This is a genomic window from Pseudomonas sp. NFACC39-1 (genome assembly GCF_900110355.1).
GTDB lineage: Bacteria > Pseudomonadota > Gammaproteobacteria > Pseudomonadales > Pseudomonadaceae > Aquipseudomonas > Aquipseudomonas tehranensis.
In genome coordinates, this window is the sequence record NZ_FODL01000004.1 from 101232 (window position 1) to 127312 (window position 26081).

General features: G+C 59.6%; 26 protein-coding genes. 15 read left to right on the forward strand and 11 right to left on the reverse strand.

From position 1 onward, the window contains the following. Positions 1 to 9 precede the first annotated feature (9 nt). A complete protein-coding gene (locus tag BMY45_RS09880; RefSeq protein ID WP_092397089.1) occupies positions 10 to 873 on the forward strand; it encodes an efflux RND transporter periplasmic adaptor subunit in 864 nt (287 codons plus the stop codon). Between the two features lie 155 nt (positions 874 to 1028). Here the strand turns inward: BMY45_RS09880 and BMY45_RS09885 are convergent, their stop codons facing one another. Both BMY45_RS09885 and BMY45_RS09890 read right to left on the reverse strand, forming a co-directional pair. Then, positions 1029 to 1499, reverse strand: a complete 471-nt coding sequence (locus BMY45_RS09885; RefSeq protein ID WP_003184579.1) for a MaoC family dehydratase — start codon at positions 1497 to 1499, stop codon at positions 1029 to 1031. A gap of 40 nt (positions 1500 to 1539) precedes the next feature. Beyond that, positions 1540 to 2484 carry an alpha/beta hydrolase gene (locus tag BMY45_RS09890; protein WP_092397091.1) on the reverse strand — a complete coding sequence of 315 codons (945 nt, stop codon included), beginning with the start codon at positions 2482 to 2484 and terminating at the stop codon, positions 1540 to 1542. Positions 2485 to 2730: 246 nt separating this feature from the next. Between BMY45_RS09890 and fadD2 the strand changes: the two genes are divergently transcribed. Both fadD2 and fadD1 read left to right on the forward strand, forming a co-directional pair. Beyond that, positions 2731 to 4419: a long-chain-fatty-acid--CoA ligase FadD2 gene (gene fadD2 / locus BMY45_RS09895; RefSeq protein ID WP_092397093.1), complete on the forward strand. Its 1689-nt coding sequence runs from the start codon at positions 2731 to 2733 to the stop codon at positions 4417 to 4419. Positions 4420 to 4762: 343 nt separating this feature from the next. Then, complete coding sequence (fadD1, locus tag BMY45_RS09900; protein WP_092397095.1) at positions 4763 to 6454, forward strand: long-chain-fatty-acid--CoA ligase FadD1; 1692 nt, start codon at positions 4763 to 4765, stop codon at positions 6452 to 6454. A gap of 226 nt (positions 6455 to 6680) precedes the next feature. Here fadD1 and BMY45_RS09905 read toward each other — a convergent pair whose 3' ends face one another. Continuing rightward, positions 6681 to 7058 (reverse strand): hypothetical protein, encoded by a 378-nt coding sequence (locus BMY45_RS09905; protein WP_025212261.1) that lies wholly within the window; start codon positions 7056 to 7058, stop codon positions 6681 to 6683. A gap of 195 nt (positions 7059 to 7253) precedes the next feature. On the opposite strand from BMY45_RS09905, the gene BMY45_RS09910 reads away from it, so the two are divergent. The 3 genes from BMY45_RS09910 to def all read left to right on the forward strand — a co-directional run bounded on the left by BMY45_RS09910 (position 7254) and on the right by def (position 9106). Then, positions 7254 to 7445, forward strand: a complete 192-nt coding sequence (locus tag BMY45_RS09910; RefSeq protein WP_092397097.1) for a CsbD family protein — start codon at positions 7254 to 7256, stop codon at positions 7443 to 7445. A 174-nt stretch (positions 7446 to 7619) separates the two neighbouring features. Then, entirely contained in the window at positions 7620 to 8564 is a 945-nt protein-coding gene (locus BMY45_RS09915; protein WP_092397099.1) for a YihY/virulence factor BrkB family protein, read from the forward strand. 2 nt (positions 8565 to 8566) lie between these two features. Beyond that, on the forward strand, positions 8567 to 9106 hold the full coding sequence (def, locus tag BMY45_RS09920) for a peptide deformylase (RefSeq protein WP_092397101.1): 540 nt from the start codon (positions 8567 to 8569) through the stop codon (positions 9104 to 9106). A gap of 127 nt (positions 9107 to 9233) precedes the next feature. Here the strand turns inward: def and BMY45_RS09925 are convergent, their stop codons facing one another. Both BMY45_RS09925 and BMY45_RS09930 read right to left on the reverse strand, forming a co-directional pair. Then, entirely contained in the window at positions 9234 to 9656 is a 423-nt protein-coding gene (locus BMY45_RS09925) for a GNAT family N-acetyltransferase (protein ID WP_092397104.1), read from the reverse strand. Positions 9657 to 9948: 292 nt separating this feature from the next. Then, positions 9949 to 10980 carry an HTH-type transcriptional regulator GntR gene (locus BMY45_RS09930; protein ID WP_092397106.1) on the reverse strand — a complete coding sequence of 344 codons (1032 nt, stop codon included), beginning with the start codon at positions 10978 to 10980 and terminating at the stop codon, positions 9949 to 9951. Positions 10981 to 11195: 215 nt separating this feature from the next. On the opposite strand from BMY45_RS09930, the gene BMY45_RS09935 reads away from it, so the two are divergent. Then, positions 11196 to 11729, forward strand: a complete 534-nt coding sequence (locus BMY45_RS09935; protein WP_076386036.1) for a gluconokinase — start codon at positions 11196 to 11198, stop codon at positions 11727 to 11729. Positions 11730 to 11821: 92 nt separating this feature from the next. Further along, entirely contained in the window at positions 11822 to 13174 is a 1353-nt protein-coding gene (locus BMY45_RS09940) for a GntP family permease (protein WP_047228337.1), read from the forward strand. A gap of 187 nt (positions 13175 to 13361) precedes the next feature. On the opposite strand, the gene alaC is transcribed toward BMY45_RS09940, so the two are convergent. After that, a complete protein-coding gene (gene alaC / locus BMY45_RS09945) occupies positions 13362 to 14579 on the reverse strand; it encodes an alanine transaminase (protein ID WP_092397108.1) in 1218 nt (405 codons plus the stop codon). Between the two features lie 211 nt (positions 14580 to 14790). On the opposite strand from alaC, the gene BMY45_RS09950 reads away from it, so the two are divergent. Both BMY45_RS09950 and BMY45_RS09955 read left to right on the forward strand, forming a co-directional pair. After that, the gene (locus BMY45_RS09950) at positions 14791 to 15453 is read left to right on the forward strand and encodes a LysE family translocator (protein ID WP_092397110.1); all 663 of its coding nucleotides are present in this window, start codon (positions 14791 to 14793) and stop codon (positions 15451 to 15453) included. Between the two features lie 78 nt (positions 15454 to 15531). Next, positions 15532 to 16020, forward strand: a complete 489-nt coding sequence (locus BMY45_RS09955; protein WP_092397112.1) for a GyrI-like domain-containing protein — start codon at positions 15532 to 15534, stop codon at positions 16018 to 16020. A gap of 117 nt (positions 16021 to 16137) precedes the next feature. Here BMY45_RS09955 and BMY45_RS09960 read toward each other — a convergent pair whose 3' ends face one another. Further along, the gene (locus BMY45_RS09960) at positions 16138 to 16623 is read right to left on the reverse strand and encodes a GNAT family N-acetyltransferase (protein ID WP_092397114.1); all 486 of its coding nucleotides are present in this window, start codon (positions 16621 to 16623) and stop codon (positions 16138 to 16140) included. 143 nt (positions 16624 to 16766) lie between these two features. Between BMY45_RS09960 and BMY45_RS09965 the strand changes: the two genes are divergently transcribed. The 4 genes from BMY45_RS09965 (at position 16767) to BMY45_RS09980 (ending at position 19349) form a co-directional block, all read left to right on the forward strand. Next, positions 16767 to 17201: a YybH family protein gene (locus BMY45_RS09965; protein ID WP_092397116.1), complete on the forward strand. Its 435-nt coding sequence runs from the start codon at positions 16767 to 16769 to the stop codon at positions 17199 to 17201. Between the two features lie 67 nt (positions 17202 to 17268). Further along, on the forward strand, positions 17269 to 17613 hold the full coding sequence (locus tag BMY45_RS09970) for a YciI family protein (protein WP_092397118.1): 345 nt from the start codon (positions 17269 to 17271) through the stop codon (positions 17611 to 17613). 27 nt (positions 17614 to 17640) lie between these two features. After that, positions 17641 to 18117 (forward strand): SRPBCC family protein, encoded by a 477-nt coding sequence (locus tag BMY45_RS09975; RefSeq protein WP_092397120.1) that lies wholly within the window; start codon positions 17641 to 17643, stop codon positions 18115 to 18117. Beyond that, the gene (locus BMY45_RS09980) at positions 18117 to 19349 is read left to right on the forward strand and encodes an RNA polymerase sigma factor (RefSeq protein WP_092397122.1); all 1233 of its coding nucleotides are present in this window, start codon (positions 18117 to 18119) and stop codon (positions 19347 to 19349) included. The genes BMY45_RS09975 and BMY45_RS09980 overlap by 1 nt, the downstream gene beginning before the upstream one ends. A 345-nt stretch (positions 19350 to 19694) precedes the next feature. On the opposite strand, the gene BMY45_RS09990 is transcribed toward BMY45_RS09980, so the two are convergent. The 4 genes from BMY45_RS09990 to BMY45_RS10005 all read right to left on the reverse strand — a co-directional run bounded on the left by BMY45_RS09990 (position 19695) and on the right by BMY45_RS10005 (position 25036). Beyond that, a complete protein-coding gene (locus tag BMY45_RS09990) occupies positions 19695 to 21029 on the reverse strand; it encodes an imelysin family protein (protein WP_092397126.1) in 1335 nt (444 codons plus the stop codon). A gap of 277 nt (positions 21030 to 21306) precedes the next feature. Further along, on the reverse strand, positions 21307 to 23358 hold the full coding sequence (locus BMY45_RS09995) for a putative bifunctional diguanylate cyclase/phosphodiesterase (RefSeq protein ID WP_092397128.1): 2052 nt from the start codon (positions 23356 to 23358) through the stop codon (positions 21307 to 21309). Positions 23359 to 23661: 303 nt separating this feature from the next. After that, positions 23662 to 24258: a superoxide dismutase gene (locus tag BMY45_RS10000; protein ID WP_092397130.1), complete on the reverse strand. Its 597-nt coding sequence runs from the start codon at positions 24256 to 24258 to the stop codon at positions 23662 to 23664. 175 nt (positions 24259 to 24433) lie between these two features. Then, positions 24434 to 25036 carry a LysE/ArgO family amino acid transporter gene (locus tag BMY45_RS10005; RefSeq protein WP_092397132.1) on the reverse strand — a complete coding sequence of 201 codons (603 nt, stop codon included), beginning with the start codon at positions 25034 to 25036 and terminating at the stop codon, positions 24434 to 24436. A 96-nt stretch (positions 25037 to 25132) separates the two neighbouring features. Here BMY45_RS10005 and BMY45_RS10010 point away from each other — a divergent pair, with 96 nt between their 5' ends. Next, positions 25133 to 26026, forward strand: coding sequence for a LysR family transcriptional regulator ArgP (locus BMY45_RS10010; RefSeq protein WP_092397134.1), 894 nt, complete (start codon positions 25133 to 25135; stop codon positions 26024 to 26026). The last annotated feature ends 55 nt before the right edge of the window (positions 26027 to 26081 follow it).

Genomic DNA, 26081 nt, shown 5'->3' on the forward strand with positions numbered 1-26081 from the left:
GAGTTGAACATGCGTACCTCCGTACGTGTTGCCGTCACGCTGAGCGTGGTGGCCGTGGCGATCTTCGCCGGGTTTCATCTGTGGCAGTACTACATGCTCACGCCCTGGACCCGGGATGCGCGGATTCGCGCCGACGTGGTGGTGATCGCCCCTGACGTATCGGGTTGGGTGCGTGAGCTCAAGGCGGTGGATAACCAGCAGGTCAAGGCAGGCGATTTGTTGCTGAGCATCGACCGCGAACGTTTTGAGGCCGCGCTGGAGAAAGCCCGGGCGGTGGTTCAGACCCGCCAGCAGCAACTGAGTTTGCGTGAACACGAAGCCAGTCGACGCGCCGCCCTGGGGCCTCAGGCTATCAGCGCCGAGTTGCGCGAGAACGCCCAGATCAACGCCGGCATCGCCCGGGGCGAACTGCGCGAGGCCCAGGCCGAGGCGAAGGTCGCCGAGCTCAATCTGGCCCGCAGCCAGGTGCTGGCCCCACGGGGCGGCCATATCACCAACCTGCGTCTGGCCGAGGGCAACTACGTGAATGCCGGGCAACCGGTCATGGCGCTGATCGACGATTCAACGTTTTACGTGCAGGCCTATTTCGAAGAAACCAAACTGCCCAGGATCCGCGTGGGTGATCCGGTCAAGGTCTGGTTAATGAGCGCTGACCATGTCCTGCAAGGTCACGTCGAAAGCATCAGTCGCGGTATCACCGACCGCAATACCAACCCCGATGCGCAACTGCTGGCCGAGGTCGAACCGACGTTCAACTGGGTGCGCCTGGCCCAGCGGATTCCGGTGCGGATCAAGCTGGACAAGGTGCCCGAAGGGGTGAACCTGAGCGCGGGGATGACGGCGAGCGTGCAGGTGCGTGAAGATCCGCAATAACTTTGTGGCGAGGGGATTTATCCCCGCTGGGGCGCGAAGCGGCCCCAACACCTTTATATCACTGCGGTGTCAGCGCCGAGCGCAGGGGGGCTGCCTCGCAGCCCAACGGGGATAAATCCCCTCGCCACAAGTCATCCACCGTAAATGCGGGTGGATCAACCGACCGTAATCGCCGGCAGCGTCGGCAAGGTCACGGTCTGTTGCTTGCGCGGCGCGAGGATTTCAGCTTCGCCGTCCACCACCAGTTCATCGCGCTGATTGAACACGCGAGTGGCGATGCGTACGCGGAATTTCGGCAGTTTTTCAAGAATTTCCAGGCGCACGGTCAGGGTGTCGCCGATTTTCACCGGCTTCTGGAAGCTCATCTGCTGGCCGATATAAATGGTGCCCGGCCCAGGCAGCTCGCAGGCCACCGCCGCACTGATCAGCGCACCGCTGAACATGCCATGGGCGATGCGCTCCTTGAACATGCTCGCTGCGGCGAATTCGGCATCCAGGTGCACCGGGTTGTGATCGCCCGACATGGCGGCGAACAGCTGAATGTCGCGCTCTTCGACGGTCTTGCTGTAGCTGGCGGTCTGGCCGACTTCGAGGGCTTCGTAGGGGATGTTGGTAACCTGGGTCATCTATCAAATCCTGTGACGAGTAAAGGAAAACGCTGCAAACCTATTCGCTGCGTGGCGGTCGCTTGTGACTCAGGGCCTGGGCAATCCAGGCCAGCACGTCGGCCGTCACTTCATCGCGGTTGGTTTCATTGAACAGTTCGTGCCGGGCTTGCGGGTAAATCGTCAATTGCAAGTGCTGGCTACCGGTGCCGCGCAGGGCGTCGGCCAGATCCTTGAGACGCTTGCCTTCACTCACCGGATCACATTCGCCGCCGATCACCAGCAGGGGCAGGCCCGGATCGATCTGGGCGAGATTGGACGCTTTGCTGATCTGCTGCAAGCCGCCGAGCAGGTCGACCCACAACTGATTGGTGCAACGAAAGCCGCACAGCGGGTCGTGGAGGTACTTGTCGACCTCGGCCGGGTCGCGACTGAGCCAGTCGAAGGGGGTACGCGTGGGTTTGAATTTCTTATTGAAACTGCCGAAGGACAGCCACTCGATCAGGGCGCTGCGGCCCTTGGGACCCTGGCGCTTTCGCTCGAAACAGGCGATCAGGCGCGCGGTACGATAGAGCGCCACGGGCTGGAAATTCGAGCCGCTGAGAATCGCCCCGTGCAAACTGGCGCTGTGATGCAACAGGTACGCCTGGGCGATGTAGCTGCCCATGCTGTGACCCAGCAACATGATGGGAACCTCGGGGTGTTGCTGGCCGATGTGTTGATTGAGGCTGGCCAGGTCGCCGACTACCTTGGCCCAGCCATCCTCGTCTGCAAAATGGCCGAGCGTCGCCGCTTCGCCGGTCTTGCCATGACCGCGCAGGTCCGGCGCATAGACGCCATAGCCTGCATCGCACAGCGTCTGGGCCAGACGCGCGTAGCGGCCGCTGTGTTCGGCCATGCCGTGGGCCAGCATGATCACCGCTTCAGGGGCGGTTTCAGGTAGCCACTGATTGACGAACAGGTGGCTGTGGTCGGTGGCGGTGAGCATGAACGTTTGGTGGATCATGGGCATTCCTTTACTCACGGGCATACACAAGGGCAAACACAGCGTCGCTGCATTGTATAGCGCATCCGTTGCGTCTCGCCTGATCAGGTCACGTTACGTTACGTCGTGGCAGGTAGATTCACACTATCTATGAAGCAGGTTGCCATATTTGCCTGATTGGCCATAGCTGCTAGTGTCCCAAGAGCACCGCCTGTGCAAGAGCCACAGAAGCGGCCCGGACACGTTCAGGTAAAGAGGATAAAAACAATGCAGCCTGATTTCTGGAATGACAAACGCCCGGCCGGCGTGCCCCTGGACATTGACTTGGGGGCCTACAAATCGGTGATCGAGGTGTTCGAGCGTTCCTGCAAGAAATTCGCCGACCGTCCGGCGTTCAGCAACATGGGGGTTACCCTGACCTATGCCGAACTCGAGCGCTACAGCGCTGCCTTCGCCGGTTACCTGCAAGCCCATACCGACCTGGCGCCTGGCGATCGTATCGCGGTGCAGATGCCCAATGTCCTGCAATACCCCATCGCCGTGTTCGGTGCCTTGCGCGCCGGGCTGATCGTGGTCAACACCAACCCGTTGTATACCCCGCGGGAAATGCGTCACCAATTCAAGGACTCCGGCGCCCGGGCACTGGTGTACATGAACCTGTTCGGGCAGAAAGTCCAGGAGGTGCTGCCTGACACCGATCTGCAGTACCTCATCGAGGCGAAGATGGGCGACCTGATGCCAGCCGCCAAAGGTTGGCTGGTCAATACGCTGGTGAGCAAGGTCAAGAAGATGGTTCCTGACTATTCGCTGCCCCAGGCTGTTTCCTTCAAGAGCACGTTGCGCCTGGGACGGGGCCATGACATCAAACCGCTGAAAGTCAGCCTCGGGGACATCGCGGTGCTGCAATACACCGGCGGCACCACCGGCCTTGCCAAGGGGGCGATGCTGACCCATGGCAACCTGGTAGCGAACATGCAGCAGGCCCGGGCCTGCCTGGGCCAGTTCGGCGATGACGGCCAACCGCTGCTGCGCGAAGGCCAGGAGGTGATGATCGCGCCGCTGCCGCTGTACCACATCTATGCCTTCACGGCGAATTGCATGTGCATGATGGTCACCGGCAACCACAACGTGCTGATCACCAACCCGCGGGACATCGGTGGCTTTATCAAGGAGCTTAAGAACTGGCGTTTTTCGGCGTTGCTGGGGCTCAACACGCTGTTCGTGGCGTTGATGGACCATCCGGATTTCAAGACCCTGGATTTCTCCAGCCTCAAGCTCACCAACTCCGGTGGCACTGCGCTGGTCAAGGCCACCGCCGAGCGTTGGGAACAGCTCACCGGCTGCCGTATCACCGAAGGCTATGGCCTGACCGAAACCTCGCCGGTGGCCTGCACCAACCCTTATGGCACGAAGTCCCGGCTGGGCACGGTGGGGCTGCCAGTGCCGGGCACGCTCATGAAAGTGGTCAGCGACGACGGCGCCGAACAGCCATTGGGCGAGCGCGGCGAACTGTGCATCAAGGGCCCGCAAATCATGAAAGGTTACTGGAACAAGCCCGAAGCCACCGCCGAGGTGCTGGATGGCGAGGGCTGGTTCAAATCCGGTGACATCGCGGTGATCGACCCGGACGGTTTCGTGCGCATCGTCGATCGCAAGAAAGACATGATCATCGTCTCGGGTTTCAACGTGTACCCCAACGAAATCGAAGACGTGGTGATGGCCCATCCGAAAGTTGCCAACTGCGCGGTGATCGGCGTGCCGGACGAGCGCTCGGGGGAGGCGGTGAAACTGTTCGTGGTGCCGCGCGAGACGGGCGTCAGCCTTGAAGAGCTCAAGGCTTACTGCAAGGAGAACTTCACCGGTTACAAGATTCCAAAGCACATCGTGCTGCGAGAATCGTTGCCGATGACGCCAGTGGGCAAGATCTTGCGGCGGGAGTTGCGCGATATCGCCTGATTCTTCCGGCAGCATCAAAGAAAAGATCGCAGCCTTCGGCAGCTCCTACAGGGAATCGGATTTCCTGTAGGAGCTGCCGAAGGCTGCGATCTTTTACAGATAAGACCCATTAATCCAAGTGGATAGAATTTTTACTCTAAAAATGACCACTGCATATTCTTGAGTCAGATTTATGACTGTAGGGGCCACTTTTGGCTCTAGGCGACCTTTGGCAAAGCTGCTACTCTCGGCGCGCTTTTGTGACTTCTCGGCGTTGAACTAGGCCAGATTCACCAATAAACACACACCAATAATAATCGCATCAAATGCGGTGAGAATTCGCGTTGCTGAGGAGTGGGCTTCCATGATCGAAGACTTTTGGAAGGATAAGTACCCAGCTGGGATTGCTGCCGACATCAATCCAGACGAGTATCCGAATATTCAGGCGGTGTTGAAGCAGTCCTGCCAACGCTTCGCCGACAAGCCGGCATTCAGCAACCTGGGCAAGACAATTTCCTACGGTGAACTGTATGAATTGTCCGGTGCCTTTGCTGCGTATCTGCAACAGCATACCGATTTGCAGCCAGGCGATCGAATCGCCGTGCAACTGCCCAACGTTCTCCAGTACCCGGTTGCCGTGTTCGGTGCGATTCGCGCCGGTCTGATCGTGGTCAACACCAACCCGCTGTACACCGCGCGGGAAATGGAACATCAGTTCAATGACTCCGGTGCCAAGGCGCTGGTGTGCCTGGCGAACATGGCGCACCTGGCCGAGGCTGTGGTGCCCAAGACGGGCGTCAAGCACGTGATCGTCACCGAAGTCGCCGATCTGCTGCCGCCCCTCAAGCGTTTGCTGATCAACAGCGTGATCAAGTACGTCAAGAAGATGGTCCCCGCTTATCACTTGCCCAAGGCCATCAAGTTCAACGAGGTGCTGAGCAAGGGCCACGGCCAGCCAGTGACCGAAGCCAACCCGACCAGCGACGAGGTGGCCGTGTTGCAATACACCGGCGGCACCACCGGCGTGGCCAAGGGGGCGATGCTCACCCACCGCAACCTGGTGGCGAACATGTTGCAGTGCAAGGCGCTGATGGGGTCCAACCTCAATGAAGGTTGCGAAGTCCTGATCACGCCGCTGCCGCTGTACCACATCTACGCTTTCACCTTCCATTGCATGGCGATGATGCTGATCGGCAACCACAACATCCTGATCAGCAACCCGCGTGACCTCCCGGCGATGGTCAAGGAACTGTCGAAGTGGAAGTTCAGCGGTTTTGTCGGCCTCAATACATTGTTCGTGGCCCTGTGCAACAACGAAGCCTTCCGCAACCTGGATTTTTCGGCATTGAAGGTGACCTTGTCCGGTGGCATGGCCCTGCAACTGGCCGCGGCCGAGCGTTGGAAAGCGGTTACCGGCTGCCCTATCTGCGAAGGTTATGGCATGACCGAAACCAGCCCGGTCGCCACCGTCAATCCGATTCAGAAAATCCACGTGGGCACCATCGGCATTCCTGTTCCGTCGACGCTGTGCAAGATTATCAATGACGCGGGTGACGAACTGCCATTGGGCGAAATCGGCGAATTGTGCGTGAAAGGTCCACAGGTCATGAAGGGCTACTGGCAGCGCCAGGACGCCACCGACGAGATCCTCGACAGCGAAGGCTGGCTCAAGACCGGCGATATCGCGCTGATCCAGCCGGACGGCTACATGCGCATCGTCGATCGCAAGAAAGACATGATCCTGATCTCCGGCTTCAACGTGTACCCCAATGAGCTGGAGGACGTGCTGGCGACCCTGCCGGGCGTCCTGCAGTGCGCAGCTATCGGCGTACCGGACGAAAAATCCGGTGAGGCGATCAAGATTTTCATTGTGCCCCGCCCAGGTGTCACGCTGACCAAGGAGCAGGTGATGGAACACATGCGCGCCAACGTCACGGGCTACAAAGTGCCCAAGGCGGTGGAGTTCCGCGATGCGTTGCCGACCACCAACGTGGGCAAGATCCTGCGGCGCGAGTTGCGCGATGAAGAGCTGAAGAAGCTGGGTCTGAAGAAGTAAGGCCGCTATAAACAAAAAGCCCCGCGATTGCGGGGCTTTTTGTTTGGGATTGTCCCGGCAGGCACCAAAAACCTGTGGCGAGGGGATTTATCCCCGCTGGGTTGCGCAGCAACCCCCTGCGTCTTGTATGACAGATTGGTGTGGCTCATGAAAGCGTGGGGCTGCTTCACAGCCCAGCGGGGATAAATCCCCTCGCCACAGGAAGCCCGGCAGCTATACGGATTGGTTACAACCGAAACTGCGCAAAATCCAGGTTGGTGCCACCCGGCCGCATGTCTTGCAGGTACGAATCCTTGTCGGCACTCAGCTCCAGGCTCAGGGCCGCCTTGCGCTTGCCCTGGTTGCGCACTTCCAGGCCTTCGAGTTTCTCGCGCAGGAACACCGTCGGCACTTTCAGGTGCAGCAATTCATCGGTGGCCGGTGTGTGCAGTAGCAGGTGAATCCATTCGTACTGACCGATGGCCAAGCGTGCCACCGGGATATCGAACCAGAAAATGTTGCGGTTACGGTTCAATTCGCTGAAATGGCAGTTATTGACGCCCAGTACGGCGCCGCCCAGTTCCTGGTTCCTGCGGGCAATGGCCTGCTTTTTATCAAGTTTCATAACGTTCCTACGGGATTGGAGCCTCAGGCCGCAGCCTGAATACGTGGGGCATTCTCGGGGGTGGATCGGCAAACATAAAGCGCAACCTGCATTCGACGATGAAATGTGCCGTTGAAAAAATGAAACTCCCCGCAAATGGCCTCGGTCAACCCCTATGTAATGACTTTTCCCACAGCTGTTCACAGGAGAGACATCATGGGTAGCACGAGCGATAAAGTGAAGGGCGTTGCCAACGAAGCCGTTGGTAACATCAAGCAGGGCGTCGGCAAGGCCACCGACAATGACCGCATGCGCGCCGAGGGCGTGGTCCAGGAGAAAAAAGGCGAGGCCCAGCAATCTGTGGGCAAGGCCAAGGACGCCGTCAAGAAAGGCGTCGACGAGGCATAACCGGCCTGTTGAAAAACGCTTGGAACGGCCATCTGCGGATGGCCGTTTTCATGTCGGCTCGAACTTGCAGCGTGGAAATCGTTCCAAAAGTCGCCAAACAGGTTACTTTTGTCTTGGATAACAATCCCATGAGTCGCCAAGCGACCTACCTTTATGCGGCGAAAGGAGACGCACATGATGTTCCCGGCCTTGAAAGGCTTGCCCTTGCATCGTGTGATGATGCGCACCGTGACCGAGTTCGTCGACGACGAGATGTCGACCTACGCCTCGGCGTTGGCTTACCAGATGCTGTTTTCGCTGTTCCCCTTCATCCTGTTCCTGATCGCCCTGATCGGTTTCCTGCACTTGCCGGACTTCTTCTCCTGGCTGCGCCTGCAATCGGAACTGGTGTTGCCACCCCAGGCCCTGGAGCAGGTCAACCCGGTGATCGACCAGCTTCAGCAATCCAAGGGCGGCTTGTTGTCGGTGGGTATCGTCATTGCGTTGTGGACGGCCTCCGCCGGTGTCCGGTTGATGATGAGCGCGATGAACGCCGCCTATGATGTGGTGGAGGGTCGTCCAGTCTGGAAGCGCTTTCCGCTGTCGATTTTCTACACCATTGGCATCGCCGGCATGCTGCTGGCTGCTGCGGCGCTGATGGTGCTCGGGCCGCAGGTGATGGGCTGGATCGCGGCCCAGGTCGGGCTGGAGGATTTCATCGTTACGCTCTGGACCGTCGTACGCTGGCCGGTGATCGTGTTTTTGCTGATGGTGGCCGTGGCGTTGATCTATTACGTGATGCCCGACGTCAAACAGGAGTTTCGCTTTATCACGCCAGGGTCGGTGCTGGCGGTAGTGGTGTGGATCATCGCGTCCCTGGGTTTTGCGTTTTACGTCAAGACCTTTGCCAACTACAACGCCATGTACGGCAGTATCGGCGCGATCATTGTGCTATTGCTGTACTTCTATATTTCTTCGGCGGTGCTGTTGCTCGGTGCGGAGATGAACGCGGTGATCGAGCACATGTCCGCCGAGGGCAAGGACCGTGGCGAAAAGAGCCCGGGCGAACACGAAAAGCAGCATGTGTCGGGCCTGGGCCGTGACCATTCCATTCCTCACCCCCACACTGACGAAACCTGACCATGATTCGTGAAATCCTGAAAATGGGCGATGAACGCCTGCTGCGTATTGCCCCGCCGGTGCCGCCGGAAATGTTCGACAGCCCCGCGTTGTGGCAGTTGATCGACGACATGTTCCAGACCATGGAAAGCGTGGGTGGCGTCGGCCTGGCGGCGCCGCAGATCGGTATCGACCTGCAACTGGTGATCTTTGGCTTCGAGCACAGCGAGCGTTACCCGGATGCCGAGGCGGTACCCCAGACGATCCTGATCAACCCGCTGATTACGCCATTGGGCCCACTGATGGAGGAGGGGTTCGAGGGCTGCTTGTCGGTGCCGGGCCTGCGCGGCGCGGTTGATCGCTATCAGCACATTCGTTACGAAGGCTTTGATCCCAAAGGTGAGCCGATTGTGCGGGTGGCCTCGGGCTTTCATGCGCGGGTGGTCCAGCATGAGTGCGACCACCTGATCGGGCGGCTGTATCCGTCGCGCATCACGGATTTCAGTAAGTTCGGTTTTACCGAGGTGATGTTTCCCGACCTTGATCCGGCGGCGGACGACTAGCTGATAACCGACATAAAACCCTGTGGGAGCGGGCTTGCTCGCGAATGCGGTGTGTCAGTTGACATCTACTGGGCTGACACTGCGCATTCGCGAGCAAGCCCGCTCCCACATTCGACTGTATTGCACTTCAGGATTGTGTTTTAGGTTCCATCCCCATCGCAATCATCGGCTTGCTGCGCGCATAGCGACTCAGGCGCTCGGCCATCGCATAAGGCAGCACGGGGTCGAAGCTGAACCCCTGCTGCTCATAGAAACCGCGCAAATCCGGGTGACAGAACAACCAGACCGGTCCTTCCACGCCTTTCACCGCTTTGTCGATCAAGCGCGCCGCGATCCCCTGCATGCGATACGCCGGCTCGACAAACAACCCCGTCAGCCAATGTCCCCCCGACACCGGTCGCAAACACAGGGCCGCGATGATTTCATCCCGCCGCGCCACCCACAACTGCGCTTCACGCACGGCTTTCATTGAGGATTGGTGGGCGCGATAGAACTTGTTCATCAGCGGCCACAAGGGTTCATCGAGCAGCGTGTAGTGGATCTGGGACATGGCAACGTCAGGGGCGGTGAAGGGGAGGGTGATTATAAAAGAACATGTCTGCGGCGATAGGTGTATACCTGACTTCACATCCCGTATGAGTGGAGTAGGTATCATGGCCAAAGGCATGGATTCAAAAAAAGCGGCAAAGAAAAAACCGGCGAAAACCGCCGATGAAAAACGCGCTGACAAAAAGACCAAGAAGGTGAATCTGTTCGGTCATTGAATCGACACACATCGCGTAAAAAGCCGGGTCTTTAACCCGGCTTTTTACCGCCCACTGCATCACCGTCGTGGAACAGGCTCAGGTGCTTTCGCGCACCTTGAGCTCAAAACCCATGTCCACCACCGGTTGGGCGATGCGGTTGCCGGCCATCAACGTGAGCATCTGTTCGGCGGCGCGACGGCCGATGGCTTCCCGTGGCGTACTGATGCTGCTCAGGCGCGGCACCATGTAGGCCGAGGCGGGCAGGTCATTGAAGCCCAGGACCGCAACCTGTTCGGGGATCTTGATGCCACAGCGCAGGGCTTCCAACAGCGCGCCGTGGGCCAGGTCGTCGTTGCCGAAGAAGATTGCATCGACGTCCGGATGGCTGGCAAGCAGCTGCAAAAACAACTCGCCACCCAGTCCGACCGAGGATGGCCGTGGCGTCAGCAGTTCCAGATCCGGGTCGTACAAGCCGGCGTGCTGCAGAGCACGGCGAAAACCTTCGCCGCGCAGCAACGTGCGCTGGTCCAGTTGCGCGCCGACATAGGCCAGACGCTTGCGCCCCCGGGCGATCAGGTGTTCGGCTGCCGTCTCACCGGCCTTGAGCTGAGAAAAGCCGACGCAGTTAAGGCCCGCACCGGGGTCCAGCTCCATCATGTACACGCAGGGAATGTTGCTGGCCTCGATCATGCGCCGGGCACTTTCGGTACGGTCAAAGCCGGTCAGCAACAGACCGCGTGGCTGGTAGGCCATGTAGTTGCGCAGCAGGTCTTCTTCTTCGTCCCGGGAATAGTGATAGTTGCCGATCACCACTTCGAAGCCTTTGGGCCTGAGTACACGATGAATGGCTTCCAGGGTGTCGATGAACAACAGGTTGGACAACGACGGCACCAGCACCACCACCGAATGGCTCTGGGCCGAAGCCAGGGCGCGGGCGGCGGGGTTGACCACGTAGTTCAGGTCGCGGGCGGCCTGGCGGACTTTTTCCACCAGGCTTTCGGCAACGGTGCTGACGCCGCGCAGGGCACGGGAAGCGGTGATAGGACTGACACCGGCCAGGCGTGCGACTTCGTTGAGCGTGGGGCGGCCGGTGGTGCGGGTATTCTTATCGTTTTTAGTGACGGTCATCAGGGCGGCTTGCCAAACAAAAATCAAGGCACTAAGGTAGCGCTGTCTCGACGCGGCTGCAAATGCGTGAGCGGGGTTTGCCTGAGCCCTGACCGTTAGCGTTGTGAACGAACATGCTGCAACCACAAAAATGACAAGAAGGCGTCGGCAACTTCTGCTTTTGCTCTGGTGTCACAACTTGCAAAGGTAGCGCTGTCTGCGCGCTGAGGTGTTACATGAATAATCCCATCACCGCCCTGGTCATCATGGGCGTTGCCGGTTGCGGCAAGACTTGCGTCAGCCAGGCCCTGTGCCAGTTGAGCGGCGCCACCGCCATTGAAGGCGACACTTTCCACCCTGCGGCCAACATCCAGAAGATGAGCGCCGGTATCCCCTTGAACGACGACGACCGTGCCGGCTGGCTTGACAGCCTGTGCGACGAGTTGCGCCGTGTCGATGCGATGGGCGAGCGTCCGGTGCTGACCTGTTCGGCCCTCAAGCACAGTTATCGCGAACGTCTGCGCAGCGCCTTGCCGGGCCTGGGCTTCGTGTTTCTTGAGTTGACCCCTGAAGTGGCCGCCGACCGCGTGTCCCATCGTCCGGGGCACTTCATGCCGTCGACTCTGATCGACAGCCAGTTTGCCACCCTTCAATCCCCTGTTGGCGAGCCCCTGACCCTGGCTCTGGACGCGTCCAGCCACAGCGTCGATGAACTGGCTCATCAGGCTTATGTCTGGTGGGTGGATCACGGTTTGAAGCTGGCCAGTTGAATTGCAAAAATTTTGCGTCAGAAAGATAGCGCTGTCCCGACGGCTTATAAATAACCGCTTCAATAACAACAACAAATCAGGAGACACCTCCCATGTTCGGCATGTCCCACGAGACGTTTCTGCTGCTTGATGCAGTGGTTACGGTGATCGGACTTATCGTCCTCATCACCAAGTTCAAACTCCACCCGTTTATTGCACTGACCATCGCGGCCGCTTTTCTGGGCCTGACCTCGGGCATGCCGATCGGCACCATCATCAAGGCGTTCCAGGACGGCTTCGGTGGCGTGCTGGGCTTTGTCGGCATCATTCTGGCGTTGGGCACAATGCTCGGCAAAATGATGGCCGAATCGGGCGGGGCCGATCAGATCGCCCAAACCCTGATCCGTGCCTTCGGCAAGGATAAAGTTCAGTGGGCCATGATGTTCGCCGCCTTCCTGGTGGGCATTCCGCTGTTCTTTGAAATCGGTTTCGTGCTGCTGATCCCGCTGGTGTTCATCGTGGCGCGTCGCACCGGTGTCTCGATCATCAAGATCGGTATCCCGCTGCTGGCCGGTCTCTCCGCGGTCCACGGCCTGGTGCCACCGCACCCGGGCCCGCTGCTGGCGATTGGCGTATTTGGTGCCGACATCGGTAAAACCATTCTCTATGGCCTGATCGTGGCGTTGCCAACGGCCATTATTGCCGGGCCGATTTTCGGTACATTCATTGCCAAGCACATCCCCGGCCATCCGAATCAGGAGCTGGTGGATCAACTGGCCCGTGAGACCGATTCTGCCGATCTGCCGAGCTTCAACATCACGCTGATCACCGTGCTGTCGCCGGTGTTCCTGATGCTGCTCAAGACTTTTGCCGATGTGGTGCTGCCTGAAGGCAATTTCTTCCGCACGTTCATGGACCTGATCGGGCATCCGATTTCTGCACTGCTGTTGGCGTTGCTGCTATCGCTGTACACCTTCGGCTACAAGCAGGGCATCGGTTCCAGCCAGATACTCAAGTGGCTGGACGCGAGTCTGGCACCGACTGCGGCGATCATTCTGATCATCGGTGCAGGCGGTGGCTTCAAGCAGATGCTGGTCACCAGCGGTGTGGGTGATGTGATCGGTCACATGGCGGTGAGTGCGCAGATTTCACCGATCCTGTTGGCCTGGCTGGTGGCGGCGGTGATTCGCATCGCCACAGGCTCGGCGACCGTGGCAACCATCACGGGTGCCGGGATCGTGGTACCAGTGGTCGGGATGATTCCGGGTGTGAACCGTGAGCTGCTGGTCCTGGCGACCGGTGCCGGTTCGCTGATCCTGTCTCACGTTAACGATGCCGGTTTCTGGCTGGTCAAGCAGTACTTCAACATGACCGTGGCCGAAACCTTCAAGACCTGGACTGCGATGGAAACCATCCTGTCCGTGGTAGCGCTGATCTTCATCTTGTTGCTGTCGCTGGTGATCTAAGAACACCTGGACTGTCTGTGGCGAGGGAGCTTGCTCCCGCTGGGCCTTGTAGGAGCTGTCGAGTGCAACGAGGCTGCGATCTTTCCCTAGACGCTTGAATCTCAAGCGAAAGATCAAAAGATCGCAGGCTTCGCCAGCTCCTACAGAGTCGAGCGCGAGCAAGCCCGCTCCCACACTGGGTTTTGTGTCAGGCGTTAGGTTTGCTTACCAACCCATCCGCCCGGAACATCCCGCGAATGCCGCGCACGGCCTGGCGAATCCGGTCCTGGTTTTCGATCAGTGCAAAGCGCACGTGATCATCGCCATATTCACCGAACCCCACCCCCGGCGAGACGCAGACCTTGGCTTCGGCCAACAGTTTCTTGGCAAACTCCAGCGAACCCAAGTGAGCATAAGCCTCGGGGATCTTGGCCCAGACGTACATCGACGCCTTGGGATTTTCCACCATCCAGCCCAGTTCATGCAGGCCCTTGACCAGCACATTGCGGCGCTGGCGGTACTGTTCGGCGATATCACGCACGCACTGCTGATCGCCTTCAAGCGCGGCGATGGCCGCCACCTGCAGCGGTGTGAAGGTGCCGTAGTCGTGATAGCTCTTGATCCGCGCCAGGGCGTTGACCAGCTCCGCATTGCCCACCATGAAGCCGATACGCCAGCCAGCCATGTTGTAGCTCTTGGACAGGGTGAAGAATTCCACGGCAATGTCTTTCGCACCGGGCACTTGCATGATCGACGGGGCTTTCCAGCCGTCGTAGACGATGTCGGCGTAGGCCAGGTCGTGGATCACCAGCACGTCGTACTGTTTGGCCAGGGCGATGACCCGCTCGAAGAAATCCAGCTCCACGCATTGCGCGGTCGGGTTGGACGGAAAGCCCAGGATCATCATTTTCGGCTTGGGAATCGAGCCGCGAATGGCGCGCTCCAGCTCATCGAAAAAATCCACGCCCGGCACCAGGGGCACCGAACGCACCTGGGCGCCGGCGATCACCGCGCCGTAGATGTGGATCGGATAACTGGGATTGGGCACCAGCACGGTGTCGCCCTGGTCCAGGGTCGCCAGCATCAGATGCGCCAGGCCTTCCTTGGAACCGATGGTGACGATGGCTTCGGTTTCCGGGTCAATGTCCACCTCGTAGCGGTCCTTGTACCAGCGCGAAATGGCGCGGCGCAGGCGCGGTATGCCTTTGGAGGTGGAATAACCGTGGGTGTCTTCACGCTGAGCGACGGTGACCAGCTTTTCCACGATGTGTGCAGGTGTGGCGCCGTCGGGGTTACCCATGCTCAAGTCAATGATGTCTTCGCCGCGCCGACGCGCAGCCATCTTCAGCTCGGCAGTGATATTGAATACATACGGGGGGAGTCGATCGATGCGCGCAAAGCGGCGCGGCGAACCTGGGTTGGCCATTGTTGCCTCGAGATACGTGAGCGCCCGGAACCGTCCGAGCGACGTTGGCCACTGCGGTGGCCTGCGGCGCAAGATAAAGGGGCTGATGGCCAATTGTCCAGTAGCGGCGCGCAACTATTTTCGACGACACTGTCGATCCGGTCGTGGGGCTTTGAGTCACGCCTGCAGGCTGCACGACTCGTCTTCTTCAAAAAATCGAATGGACTGAATGATGGAATTTTCCAGCGGTTTCCTGCTGAGCCTTTCTTTGTGCCTGGACATTGGCGTGGCCAATATCGCCATGATTACCTTGGCCATGCAGCGTGGCTATTTCCAGGGTTTTGCCCTGGGCTTGGGCACATGTGTGGGGGACTTGGTCTACGCGGTCCTGGCCTTGGCCGGCATGACGGTGCTGCTGCAATACGAAACGGTGCGCTGGGTGCTGTGGATCGGCGGCTCGGTGGTACTGCTGTATTTCGCCGCGAAGATGATTCATTCAGCGATCTATCACCCTGCGGTGTTGGCCGAGGCTGGTGAGGTGCGGGGTAATTCTTCCGGGCAGGAATTTTTTCGCGGGATTTTCCTGGCGATGTCCTCGCCCAGTGCCATTCTCTGGTTCGCGGCGGTGGGCGGCACATTGATCGCTCGTTCGGGCGGCGGAACGATCCTCAGTTCGGCGCTGTTCCTGAGTGGGTTTCTCTGTGCCGGACTGCTCTGGTGTGCAGGCCTGTGCCTGGCGGCAACCCAGGGTGGCAAGCTGTTGGGCGATAAACTGTTGCGCTATTGCTATTGGGCATCGGCAGCCATCTTCTGCTATTTCGCGGTGTACGTGATTGTTTCTGGCTACAACGAGTTTATCGGCAAGCTCGCGCCGGCCGTTGTGCCTGGACTCTGACAAGCGAAACGGACCTGGCAATCTCCATTTGGCTTCTATACTGCAAAACCCGACCTCACGTTTCTGGAGTGTTGATGCATGGAAAAGCACGAATCCGATAACACCGCCGAACCACGCTTCGAACACGGACGCTTTCAGCTCATCGCCGGTTTTGGTGGCCGTTTTACTCAGGACTCCGCCCAGGATATCCCGCTGCTCTGGGAAAAGTTTTTGCCCTGGCTCGGTAAAGTGCCAGGGCAGAAAGACGAGGTCACCTATGGCGTGTGTTGCAACCCGGACGGGGAGGGAGGGTTTGAATACATTGCCGGAGTGGAAGTCAGCCGGCTCGATGACCTGCCCGAACAGTTGCGCTGGATCGAAATTCAGCCTGGGCACTACGCCGTGTTCGAACACAAAGGACCGTTGAAAGACCTGCCGCAGACGTTCCACTACATCTGGAAAGAGTGGCTGCCGCGATCCGGCCACACTGCTGCCGACGCACCGGAGTTCGAACGCTACAGCGAAGACTTCAATCCCAGGACCGGTGAGGGCACTCTAGAGATCTGGATTCCTCTCAAACCGAGCTGATTGCCATCCTCTGGGCAATGCGAAACCTGTGGGAGCGAGCCTGCTCGCGATAGCGGTAAAACCGTCAGCGACGATGCTGATGTGAGGGTCTATCGCGAGCAAGTTCGCACAGTTGGGTCAAAACACCAGCCCCATCCGCCGCTCGTAACCGATGCGGCCCTTGTACGCCTCGCCACTGTCGACCCAGCCCAACCGCGTGTACAGGCCGATGGCCAAGACATTATCGGCGTCGACCGAGAGCTCCAGCCCTCTGATTTGCGGCCATGCCGCCCGAGCCACGGCAGGAAGCGCTTGCAGGCAGGCCTTACCGTAACCTTTGCCCTGGGCCCGATAATCGACTTGCAGGGCGTGCAGGGTGGCGCTGTGTTCGTTGGCCCAGGCTGGCAGCACTGGCGGGCGCTTGAGTAACAGGAACGCTACTGGCACCTCGCCTGCCAGCAACGCAAACCCTTTGACGCCGGGGCCGGGCCTGGACAACAGCGTGTGCAGTGCGCCGTGGATATCGCCGGCGAACTTGATCTGTTCGGGGTGGATTTCGATGGCTTCGACCTGCGTGCGCTGCAGCTCGGTGAGGTCTTCGTAGGGGACGAGCTGAGCGGTCACAGAAGCATCCGTTGTTTGCCGACAGAATGGGCCTGGGATTCTAGCGAATTTTCTTCTTTGAATTATTTTTGTTTGGGTTGTCGATTCGCAGTTTCTCTAAACGACAAAGGGTGTCTTCAACAAAAAACCTGCGGAGAATTACCATGAATAGCCAAACCACCGAAACCGAAATCAAGGCCCTGATCGAGACTTATCGCCAGGCCGTCATGGAAAAGAATGTTGAAAAAGTCATGGCGCTCTATGACGACAACATCGTTTCGTTCGATGCCATCCAGGCCCTGCAATTCAAGGGTAAAGTCGCTTACCGGGCCCATTGGCAGGCGTGCATGGAGATGTGCCCCGGACCGCACAAGTTCGACTTCCATCAAGTCGAGATTACCTCGGCCGACGCTATCGCCTTCGCTCACTGGCTGGCCTATTGCGGCGGTACCAACGACAAAGGTGAAGAGCAGGCGTGCTGGATGCGCACCACGGCTTGCTATCAGCGTGTGGCGGGGCAATGGAAGATCGTCCATGAGCATTGGTCCGCGCCGTTTGATCCGATGGCCGGCACAGCCCTGTTCGACCTGCAGCCCTGATCGTCGGGTTTTTCGCCGAGTGTCTTTCAGCGGTCCATAGTTGATCAGTTCGATCACGGAGCTTTCCATGAAGTATTTATGCCTGGTCTATAGCAACGAGCATGCGCTGCACAACTCACCCGACAGCCCGCAGGACGCTGAATGCATGGCCTATGCCGAGTCGATCCAGGGCAGCGGTCGGATGATTGCCGCCGAGGCCCTGGAGTCGGTGCAAACCGCTACCACGGTGCGCATGCGCGGCGGCAAGTTGTCGATTACGGACGGTCCGTTTGCCGAAACCAAGGAGCAACTGGCGGGCTTCTACCTGATCGACGCCAAAGACCTGAACGAAGCCCTCCAGGTCGCCGGCAACATTCCGGCGGCCCGGGTCGGCTGCGTCGAGGTCCGACCGGTACGCCAACTGAACCCCTGAACAACAATCACAAACAGGATTTCATTCATGAACCTCAAACCTGCCTCGTTCGAGTTATCCATCAGCCGGGTGATCGACGCCCCGCGCCGGAAGATCTTTCGCGCCTGGACCGAGCCGGCCCTGCTTGTCCAATGGTGGGGGCCCCACGGCATGACGACGCCGGAGTGCGAAATGGACCTGTGGGTCGGTGGTCAGTTTCGCACCCTGATGCGTGCCCCGGACGGCAGTGAGTATCCGACCATGGGCGTGTTCCTGGAGATCATCGCCCCGCAGCGGCTGGTGTTCACCGATGCGTTTGTGCCCGGCTGGATCCCCTCCGGCAAAGCCTTCATGACCGGCGAAGTGTTGCTTGAGGAGGTGGGCGATAAAACCCGTTACACCGCCCGCGCCCTGCACTGGAACGAAGAAGACCGCCAGGCCCACGAAGCCATGGGCTTTCATGACGGCTGGGGCCAGAGCCTTGACCGGCTCGAGGCGCTGGTGACCCAGGGCATGCCCGACTGATGTCGGCCGAAGAAGTCAGCGCACGGGTCGAGCAGGTTTATCGGCAAGACTCGCGGCGCATCCTGGCGACGCTGATTCGCCTGCTGGGAGATTTCGACCTTGCTGAAGAGGCCTTGCATGAGGCCTTCTTCATCGCGGTCGAGCGCTGGCAGCGTGACGGTGTGCCGGATAACCCTCGGGCCTGGCTGGTGTCGGCCGGGCGCTTCAAGGCCATCGACAGTTTGCGCAGGCGCGCTCGCTTCGCGGCGTCCCGGCCGATGCTGATTGCCCAGCTCGAAGAACTGGAGCAGAGCGACTGGAGTGATGAGGACGTGGAAGACGATCGCCTGCGGCTGATCTTCACCTGTTGCCACCCGGCCCTGGCGGCTGATGCCCAGGTGCCGCTGACGTTGCGGGAAGTGTGCGACCTGACCACCGAAGAGATCGCCCGGGCCTTTCTCGCCGCCCCGGCGGCCATCGCCCAGCGCATCGTGCGGGCCAAGGCAAAAATTCGCGATGCGAAGATCCCCTATCAGGTGCCGTCCCGCTCGGAACTGCCCGAGCGGCTGGACAGCGTGTTGCGAGTGATTTACCTGGTATTCAACGAAGGCTATTCGGCCTCGATGGGGGCCGAGGTCACGCGTGAAGATTTGACCCGCGAAGCGATCCGCCTGGCCCGCCTGTTGATGGAGCTGTTGCCTGAAGCCGAAGTCATGGGGCTGTTGGCGTTGATGCTGCTGCACGAGTCGCGGCGGCGAGCACGAACCTCTCCCAGCGGTGAACTGATCCTGCTGGATGAGCAGGACCGCTCCTTGTGGGACGCCGACATGATCGCCGAAGGCTGCGCCTTGGTGGAAGCCGTGCTCAATACCCGACGATTCGGGCCTTATTGCCTGCAAGCCGCGATTGCGGCAGTGCACGCCGAAGCCCCCACGGCGCAGGAGACCGACTGGCCGCAGATCGTCGGCCTCTATGATGTGCTGTTGCGTGCAGTGCCTTCGCCGGTGATCGAACTCAACCGCGCCGCGGCCCTGGCCAAGCGTGATGGACCGCAAGTGGGCTTGCAGCGGATCGACGCGATTCTGGACCGGGGTGAGTTGCTCGATTATCACCTGGCCCACTCGGCGCGGGCAGAACTTTGCCGGCAGTTGGGACGCGTGGAGGAGGCGAGGGCGGCGTATCGACGCGCGCTTGAATTGACGCAGCAATTGCCGGAGAGGCGGTTTATCGAGGGGCGGCTTGCGGAGTTGTAGTGATGACCACAAGCGATGAAACTTCCTGTGGGAGTTGTGGAGTGCCTCGTATTTATGAACACCCCAAACCACTGTGGGAGCGGGCTTGCTCGCGAAAGCGTCGGCACAGTCAACATCGCTGTCGCTTGACCCACCGCCATCGCGAGCAAGCCCGCTCCACAAGGAAGTTGTGGTGTGCATCGTATTTATGAACACCCAAAACCACTGTGGGAGCGAGCCTGCTCGCGATAGCGGTATGTCAGTCACATTGCTGTTGGCTGATACATCGCTATCGCGGGCAAGCCCGCTCCCACAGGGCTTTTCGGCTTGACTGACGGGCATAACCCGTCAGTCAGCCAGCATTGATCAGAACTCGTGATCAGCGCTGTCCGGGTTCAGGTCGCTGATGCCCAGTTTGCCCGCGGCGTGTTCGATCGCGCCGGTCTGCTTGACCAGCGCGGCGATGGCGTCGCGCACGACCTGATTGCCAGCGGTGTTGCCCGCCGCGATCAGTTGGTCATAGTGCTCACCTTTGTTGGCGTGATCGACCATGACCTGGATCTTGGCTTCGGTGTCGGCCAGGTCGGCCTTGAGGGCGCTGTCAGCGGCCGGGTCAGCCTTGGCCACCAGGGACGACAGGCTGGCGCCGGTCATCTTGGTGCCGTCGACCCGGGTGTATTCGCCCAGGTAAACGTTGCGCACACCTTTGGCATCGTAGAAGTGCGAGTTGTGGGTGTTGTCGCTGAAGCAGTCCTGCTCGTCTTCTGGCGAGTTGGCTTCCAGGGACACCTTCATGCGCTCGCCCGCCAGTTCTCCCAGGGACAGGCTGCCCATGCCGAACAGCATCTTGCGCAGGCCGGTTTCGGCAGGCTCGGCTTCCAGGGTGGCGCGGTAGTTGTCAGCCACGTTTGGCTTCCAGTTGCCGACCATTTCTTCCAGATCGCTGACCAGCAGTTGGGTCACGGCCTTGAGGTAGGCGCGACGACGGTCGTTATGGCCGCCAGTAGCACCGGCGCCTTCCAGGTAATCGGAGGCCGGACGCTTGCCGGCACCAGGGCCGGTGCCGTTGAGGTCCTGGCCCCACAGCAGGAATTCGATGGCGTGGTAGCCGGTGGCAACGTTGGCCTCGGAACCGCCCAGCTCGTTCAGGCTGGCGAGTTTCTCCGGGGTGATGTCTTTCACGTCGACCTTGTCTTCACCCACCTGGACTTCGGTATTGGCGATGATATTGGCGGTAGCGCCCGGGTTACCCAATGCGTGCGCATAGGAGGTGTCGACGTAGTCGATCAGGCCTTCATCCAGCGGCCAGGCGTTCAACTGGCCTTCCCAGTCGTCGATGATGGTGTTGCCGAAGCGGAACACTTCGCTTTGCAGGTAAGGGACGCGCGCAGCGACCCAGGCGGCCTTGGCGGCGTTGAGGGTCTCGTCGTTCGGTTTGGCCAGGAACGCATCGATCGCGGTTTGCAGGGTTTTCGCGGTGGATTCGGCATCGCTGTAGACCGCATGGACGATGTCGGCGTAGTGCGCGACAACGGCCTTGGCAGCGGCTTCGTCGATTTTGCCGGCTGCAGCTGGGGCGGCGGTGCTGGCGGCGGGCGTTGACGCTTGCGGCGCGGCGGCCTTGTCTTTGCCTTCGCCGCAACCGGCGAGGGAAATAGCGATGGCCAGCAAACTGGCGGTAGCCAGAGGCATACGAATCATGGCGAACATCCTGCTTCGGTGATGGATGGGACAGGCGCGAGGTGCGCAAAACTGCGACATAATGCGAAAGATTTGCATTATGTGTAAAGAGTTGTAGCTGTAAATATTTCTTATTTGCTCACCCACGACCCCAGACTCTGCAGCGTCCGTAGGAGCTGTCGAGTGCAACGAGGCTGCGATCTTCTTTCCCCTGACGCTTGAATCTCAAGACAAAGATCAAGATCAAAAGATCGCAGGCTTCGCCAGCGCCTACAGAGGCATGACAACAAAGGAAGAATCAGATGATGGAGACTTTGCTGCGCTGCGCCTGCTTGAGATAGATGCCCAACTCCCGTGCCGGCAGCGGTTTGCTGTAGTAGTAACCCTGACCTTCGTGGCAGCCTTCGGAGATGATGTAGGCCTCCTGCTCGACCGTCTCCACCCCCTCGGCGATTACTTGCATCCCCAGGCTCTTGCCCAACTGGATGATGGCCCGGACGATGGTCGCGTCATCCTCGTCATCGAGCAGGTCCTGGACGAAGCTCTTGTCGATCTTGATCTTGTCCAGGGGCAGGCTCTTGAGATAACTCAGGGACGAATAGCCGGTCCCGAAGTCATCGATGGCAATCAGCGCGCCGGAGCGGCGCAGGCTGAGCAAGTGCTGGGCGGCTGTCGTGATGTCTTCCATCAGGCCGGTTTCCGTGACCTCCAGCTCCAGGCTGCGCGGCGGCAGGCGGTACATCTGCAGCAAGTTGTTCACCACCCGCGGCAGTTCGGCGTGGTGCAATTGTACGGTGGACAGGTTGACCGCCATGCGCAGGTCCACGAAACCCTGGTCATGCCATTCGCGCAACTGTTTGCAAGCCTGATCCAGTACCCATTCGCCAATGGCGATGATGGTGCCGTTCTGTTCGGCCAGGGGAATGAACAGGTCCGGCGGCACGAGGCCGTGTTCGGGGTGATGCCAACGAATCAGGGCCTCGGTACCGACTACTCGCAGGTCGCGATAGCTGATCTGCGGCTGGTACACCAGGCTGAACTGCTCAAGCAACAGAGCCTCGCGCAGGTCTTTTTCCAATTCGCGCCGGCGGCGCATTTCACTGTCGACGCTGGCGATGTAGAACTGATAGCGATTGCGCGACCGGGCCTTGGCCAGGGTCATGGTCTGCTCGGCTTTCTGCAACAGCTTCTCGGTGCTGTCCCCATCCTCGGGAAAGAGGGTGATGCCGATGGTCGCCCGCAGGCGGATTTGCCGATCGTCGAGGACGAACGGCGCCTCCAGGTCATCGAGGATGCTCTGGGCCAACTCGGCGGCTTCGTAAGGTTGTTCGATATCGGCCTGGACGAGGGCGAACTGGTCGCCTCCCAGTCGCGCCAGCGCGCCAAGGCGTCCGCTGTGGGCCCGCAGTCGATCAGCCAGGGCCAGCAGCAACTGGTCGCCGGTTTGATAGCTGAACTGTTCGTTGATGCCCTTGAAGTCATCCAGCCCCACACACAGTACGGCCACCCGACGTTGCAAGCGCCCGGCATCCACCAGGATCTTGTCCAGTTGCTGTTGAAGCTGTTGACGATTGGGCAGGCCGGTGAGGAAGTCATACTGGGCCATGCGCAGCAGGCTGTTTTCCGCCTCGTGGCGCAGGTGTGTATTGCGCTCGATGGAGGCGAGCAATTGGTTGGCGGTGTTGATCCAGAGCCCCAGCTCGTTATGTTCGTGGCCGCGTAGCTGCGGGATCTTGTGTTCGCTTGGCCGGTCGGGGTTGATTTCGGTCAGGTGTTCGATGATCCGCGACAGCGGTTTGGTCAGCAGCCAGTGATAGACCAGGTACAAGACCAGGCCCATCGCCAGGGCTCGCAACATGCCCGATATGAAAATGATCACAGAGTTGACGATGAAACTCTGGCCGTAGGTGGCCGTGTCGAGGGTAATGCTCAGGTCGCCGTAATATTCACTGTAAGGCCCGCGCCCCACCAGTTGCGTGGTGAACGTGCGTTCCTGGCCAAGAATCAGGTCGGTCAGCCAGCGACTTCCCGACTGCTGCAGAGGTCGGGTTTTTTCGGCCAGCATGGTCTCGTGAGGATGACCGATAGAGGCCATGCGCACGGCTTCGTCCTGAAACAGTCCCTCGATCACTTGCATGCCCATCTCCCGATCAAGGCTGTAGACGGCCTGGGTCGAAGGGTCCCGGAACATATCAAGAATTCGCTGGGCGTCGCTGGCGACTGCATGATCGGTTTTGTAGGCGTCGTACACGATCTGGGCGCAGCTCAATACCACGCCGACGATCAATGCCGAGAGGAGCACGACCCGCAGTAACTTCACAGACAAGCTGTTCTTGAGTTCCAGCTTCAAAGAGGGGGTTCCTTGTTCCGTGCGGGTAGCGTCAAGTTGCCATGAGTATTGGCAATCCTGTGATGTCAGTCAAAGGGACAATCAAACACAGGGGTCTTCGCCTGAGACCTGGCCGTTATACGGCGTTTTCAGAGCTATTGCTCTACGACCATTGTGTCGGATGGAAGGGGGCGCAACTTGAGGCCTGGGTTCTATTTTTGTTGGATTTCAGACACGAGGTATTGGTCCGGAAAGGGTCCGGGACTTTGTGCCGGCTAAAAAAAACCCGGCAACACGCCGGGTTCTTTTGTCTGGCATCACGAATCAAGCGGTGAAGGTCTTGCCTTCGAACTGCTCGGCCACGAACTTCCAGTTGACCAGGTTCCAGAACGCTTCGACGTATTTCGGACGAAGGTTGCGGTAGTCGATGTAGTAGGCGTGTTCCCAAACGTCGCAGGTCAGCAGCGGGGTGTCGCCGCTGGTCAGCGGGTTGCCGGCGCCGATGGTGCTGGCCAGGGCCAGGGAACCGTCAGCCTTTTTCACCAGCCAGCCCCAACCGGAGCCGAAGGTGCCGACGGAAGTCTTGGTGAATTCTTCCTTGAACTTGTCGAACGAGCCGAACGCACTGTTGATGGCCTCGGCCAGCGCGCCGGTAGGTTGACCACCGGCGTTTGGCGCCAGGCAGTTCCAGTAGAAGGTGTGGTTCCAGACCTGAGCGGCGTTGTTGAAGATACCGCCCGAGGAAGTCTTGACGATTTCTTCCAGGGTCTTGCCTTCGAACTCGGTGCCAGGTACCAGGTTGTTCAGGTTCACGACGTAGGTGTTGTGGTGCTTGTCGTGGTGGAATTCCAGAGTCTCTTTGGAGATGTGCGGCTGCAGTGCATCGTGTGGATAAGGCAGCGGCGGCAATTCGAAAGCCATGGTGATTCTCCTAATCAGGTCAGTTGCGGTGAGCGCAAGGCCGATCACGGGCGGCCAGACTAGCGCCGGGGAGTTTGTACTCATTGCGGCGCAGGAGTCGGATCATAGCACCGGGGGAACGGCATAACCACGCAACAACTGTGTGGGATAGAGGTTCCAGAGCGGTTTGGAATAATCAGCCAGAGACGATCAACTGTATGGCCACGCTGAACATCATCGTTGCCACCAGCACGTCCAGTATCCGCCAGGTACTCGGCCGGGCCAGCCACGGTGCCAGCCATGCCGCACCGATTGCCAGTGTGAAGAACCACAGCAACGAGGCACTGGCCGCTCCCACGACATAGGCGCCGGGCACGCTTTGCTGGGCCCCGAGGGAACCGATCAGCAACACGGTGTCGAGATAGACGTGGGGGTTGAGCAGGGTCACCGCCAACGCACTGAGCAGCACCGCCCGTAACGAGCGCACCACCTGTTTTTCATCTTGTTGCAGGCTTTGTTTAGAACAGGCCCGGCGCAACGCCAGGCTGCCATACCAGAGCAGGAACGCGGCGCCGCCCCAGCGGGCTATTGAAAGCAGCAACGGGCTTTGGGCCAGCAGTGTCGCCAGGCCGAACACCCCGGCGGCCACCAACAGCGCATCGCACGTTACGCACAGGGCAGCGACCGGCAAGTGATGTTCGCGGCGCAGGCTTTGGGCCAGCACAAAGGCGTTCTGAGCGCCGATGGCCATGATCAGCCCGAGGGCCACCAATAGTCCGTTCATGTAGCTTTGCCACATAGAATTACTCCCCGAGTAGGTTTGAATGCTGGCCATTCTCCGGTGCAAAGCTGTATAAGAAAAACCAATATTGCTGATTGCTCATTAGGAAAACTGATGTTCGATTACAAACTGCTTTCCGCTCTGGCCGCTGTGGTCGAACAGGCCGGATTCGAACGTGCTGCCCAAGTGTTGGGTTTGTCGCAGTCGGCGATTTCCCAGCGGATCAAACTGTTGGAGGCGCGAGTCGGCCAGCCCGTGCTGGTGCGCGTCACGCCGCCGGCACCGACCGAAATCGGTCGCCGCTTGCTCAACCATGTGCAGCAGGTGCGGCTGTTGGAGCGCGACCTGCAAAGCCTGGTGCCAGCGCTGGATGAGGAGGGGCTGCCTGAGCGCCTGCGGATCGCCTTGAACGCCGACAGCCTGGCCACTTGGTGGGCGGTGGCCGTTGGGGATTTCTGCGCCGAACATCATCTGTTGCTCGACTTGGTGGTGGAAGACCAGAACGTTGGCCTCAAACGCATGCGGGCCGGTGAGGTGGCGGCGTGCGTCTGCGCCAGTGAACGTCCGGTGGCCGGTGCTCGTAGCGTGTTGTTGGGGGCCATGCGCTACCGGGCGTTGGCCAGCCCGGCGTTCATCGCCAGGCATTTCCCCGATGGGGTGCGCGCCGATCAACTGGCACGCACGCCGGCGCTGGTGTTCGGCCCGGATGATTTCCTGCAGCATCGCTACCTTGCTTCCCTGGGGGTCGAAGGCGGTTTCGAACATCATCTCTGCCCGTCGTCCGAAGGTTTCATTCGGCTCGCCGAAGCGGGGCTTGGCTGGGGACTGGTGCCGGAGTTGCAAATGCGTGAGCAACTGGAGCGCGGCGAGTTGGTGGAATTGCTCGCAGATAAACCGATCGATGTGCCGTTGTACTGGCATCATTGGCGCAATGGTGGGCAGTTACTGGGTTTGTTGACTGAGCGATTGATCAAGGCGGCAAGCAGCAAGCTACAAGCGGTCAGTTGAAAGCGGTTGGCTTGAAGCTTGTAGCTTGAAGCTCGAATCTGATTTTAGGAGTCTT

Bases quoted from the DNA above. Each gene is read 5' to 3' on its own strand.
- BMY45_RS09880 (WP_092397089.1), top strand. From the start codon at position 10: ATGCGTACCTCCGTACGTGTTGCCGTCACGCTGAGCGTGGTGGCCGTG.
- BMY45_RS09885 (WP_003184579.1), bottom strand. From the start codon at position 1,499: ATGACCCAGGTTACCAACATCCCCTACGAAGCCCTCGAAGTCGGCCAG.
- BMY45_RS09890 (WP_092397091.1), bottom strand. From the start codon at position 2,484: ATGATCCACCAAACGTTCATGCTCACCGCCACCGACCACAGCCACCTG.
- fadD2 (WP_092397093.1), top strand. From the start codon at position 2,731: ATGCAGCCTGATTTCTGGAATGACAAACGCCCGGCCGGCGTGCCCCTG.
- fadD1 (WP_092397095.1), top strand. From the start codon at position 4,763: ATGATCGAAGACTTTTGGAAGGATAAGTACCCAGCTGGGATTGCTGCC.
- BMY45_RS09905 (WP_025212261.1), bottom strand. From the start codon at position 7,058: ATGAAACTTGATAAAAAGCAGGCCATTGCCCGCAGGAACCAGGAACTG.
- BMY45_RS09910 (WP_092397097.1), top strand. From the start codon at position 7,254: ATGGGTAGCACGAGCGATAAAGTGAAGGGCGTTGCCAACGAAGCCGTT.
- BMY45_RS09915 (WP_092397099.1), top strand. From the start codon at position 7,620: ATGATGTTCCCGGCCTTGAAAGGCTTGCCCTTGCATCGTGTGATGATG.
- def (WP_092397101.1), top strand. From the start codon at position 8,567: ATGATTCGTGAAATCCTGAAAATGGGCGATGAACGCCTGCTGCGTATT.
- BMY45_RS09925 (WP_092397104.1), bottom strand. From the start codon at position 9,656: ATGTCCCAGATCCACTACACGCTGCTCGATGAACCCTTGTGGCCGCTG.
- BMY45_RS09930 (WP_092397106.1), bottom strand. From the start codon at position 10,980: ATGACCGTCACTAAAAACGATAAGAATACCCGCACCACCGGCCGCCCC.
- BMY45_RS09935 (WP_076386036.1), top strand. From the start codon at position 11,196: ATGAATAATCCCATCACCGCCCTGGTCATCATGGGCGTTGCCGGTTGC.
- BMY45_RS09940 (WP_047228337.1), top strand. From the start codon at position 11,822: ATGTTCGGCATGTCCCACGAGACGTTTCTGCTGCTTGATGCAGTGGTT.
- alaC (WP_092397108.1), bottom strand. From the start codon at position 14,579: ATGGCCAACCCAGGTTCGCCGCGCCGCTTTGCGCGCATCGATCGACTC.
- BMY45_RS09950 (WP_092397110.1), top strand. From the start codon at position 14,791: ATGGAATTTTCCAGCGGTTTCCTGCTGAGCCTTTCTTTGTGCCTGGAC.
- BMY45_RS09955 (WP_092397112.1), top strand. From the start codon at position 15,532: ATGGAAAAGCACGAATCCGATAACACCGCCGAACCACGCTTCGAACAC.
- BMY45_RS09965 (WP_092397116.1), top strand. From the start codon at position 16,767: ATGAATAGCCAAACCACCGAAACCGAAATCAAGGCCCTGATCGAGACT.
- BMY45_RS09970 (WP_092397118.1), top strand. From the start codon at position 17,269: ATGAAGTATTTATGCCTGGTCTATAGCAACGAGCATGCGCTGCACAAC.
- BMY45_RS09975 (WP_092397120.1), top strand. From the start codon at position 17,641: ATGAACCTCAAACCTGCCTCGTTCGAGTTATCCATCAGCCGGGTGATC.
- BMY45_RS09980 (WP_092397122.1), top strand. From the start codon at position 18,117: ATGTCGGCCGAAGAAGTCAGCGCACGGGTCGAGCAGGTTTATCGGCAA.
- BMY45_RS09990 (WP_092397126.1), bottom strand. From the start codon at position 21,029: ATGATTCGTATGCCTCTGGCTACCGCCAGTTTGCTGGCCATCGCTATT.
- BMY45_RS10000 (WP_092397130.1), bottom strand. From the start codon at position 24,258: ATGGCTTTCGAATTGCCGCCGCTGCCTTATCCACACGATGCACTGCAG.
- BMY45_RS10005 (WP_092397132.1), bottom strand. From the start codon at position 25,036: ATGTGGCAAAGCTACATGAACGGACTATTGGTGGCCCTCGGGCTGATC.
- BMY45_RS10010 (WP_092397134.1), top strand. From the start codon at position 25,133: ATGTTCGATTACAAACTGCTTTCCGCTCTGGCCGCTGTGGTCGAACAG.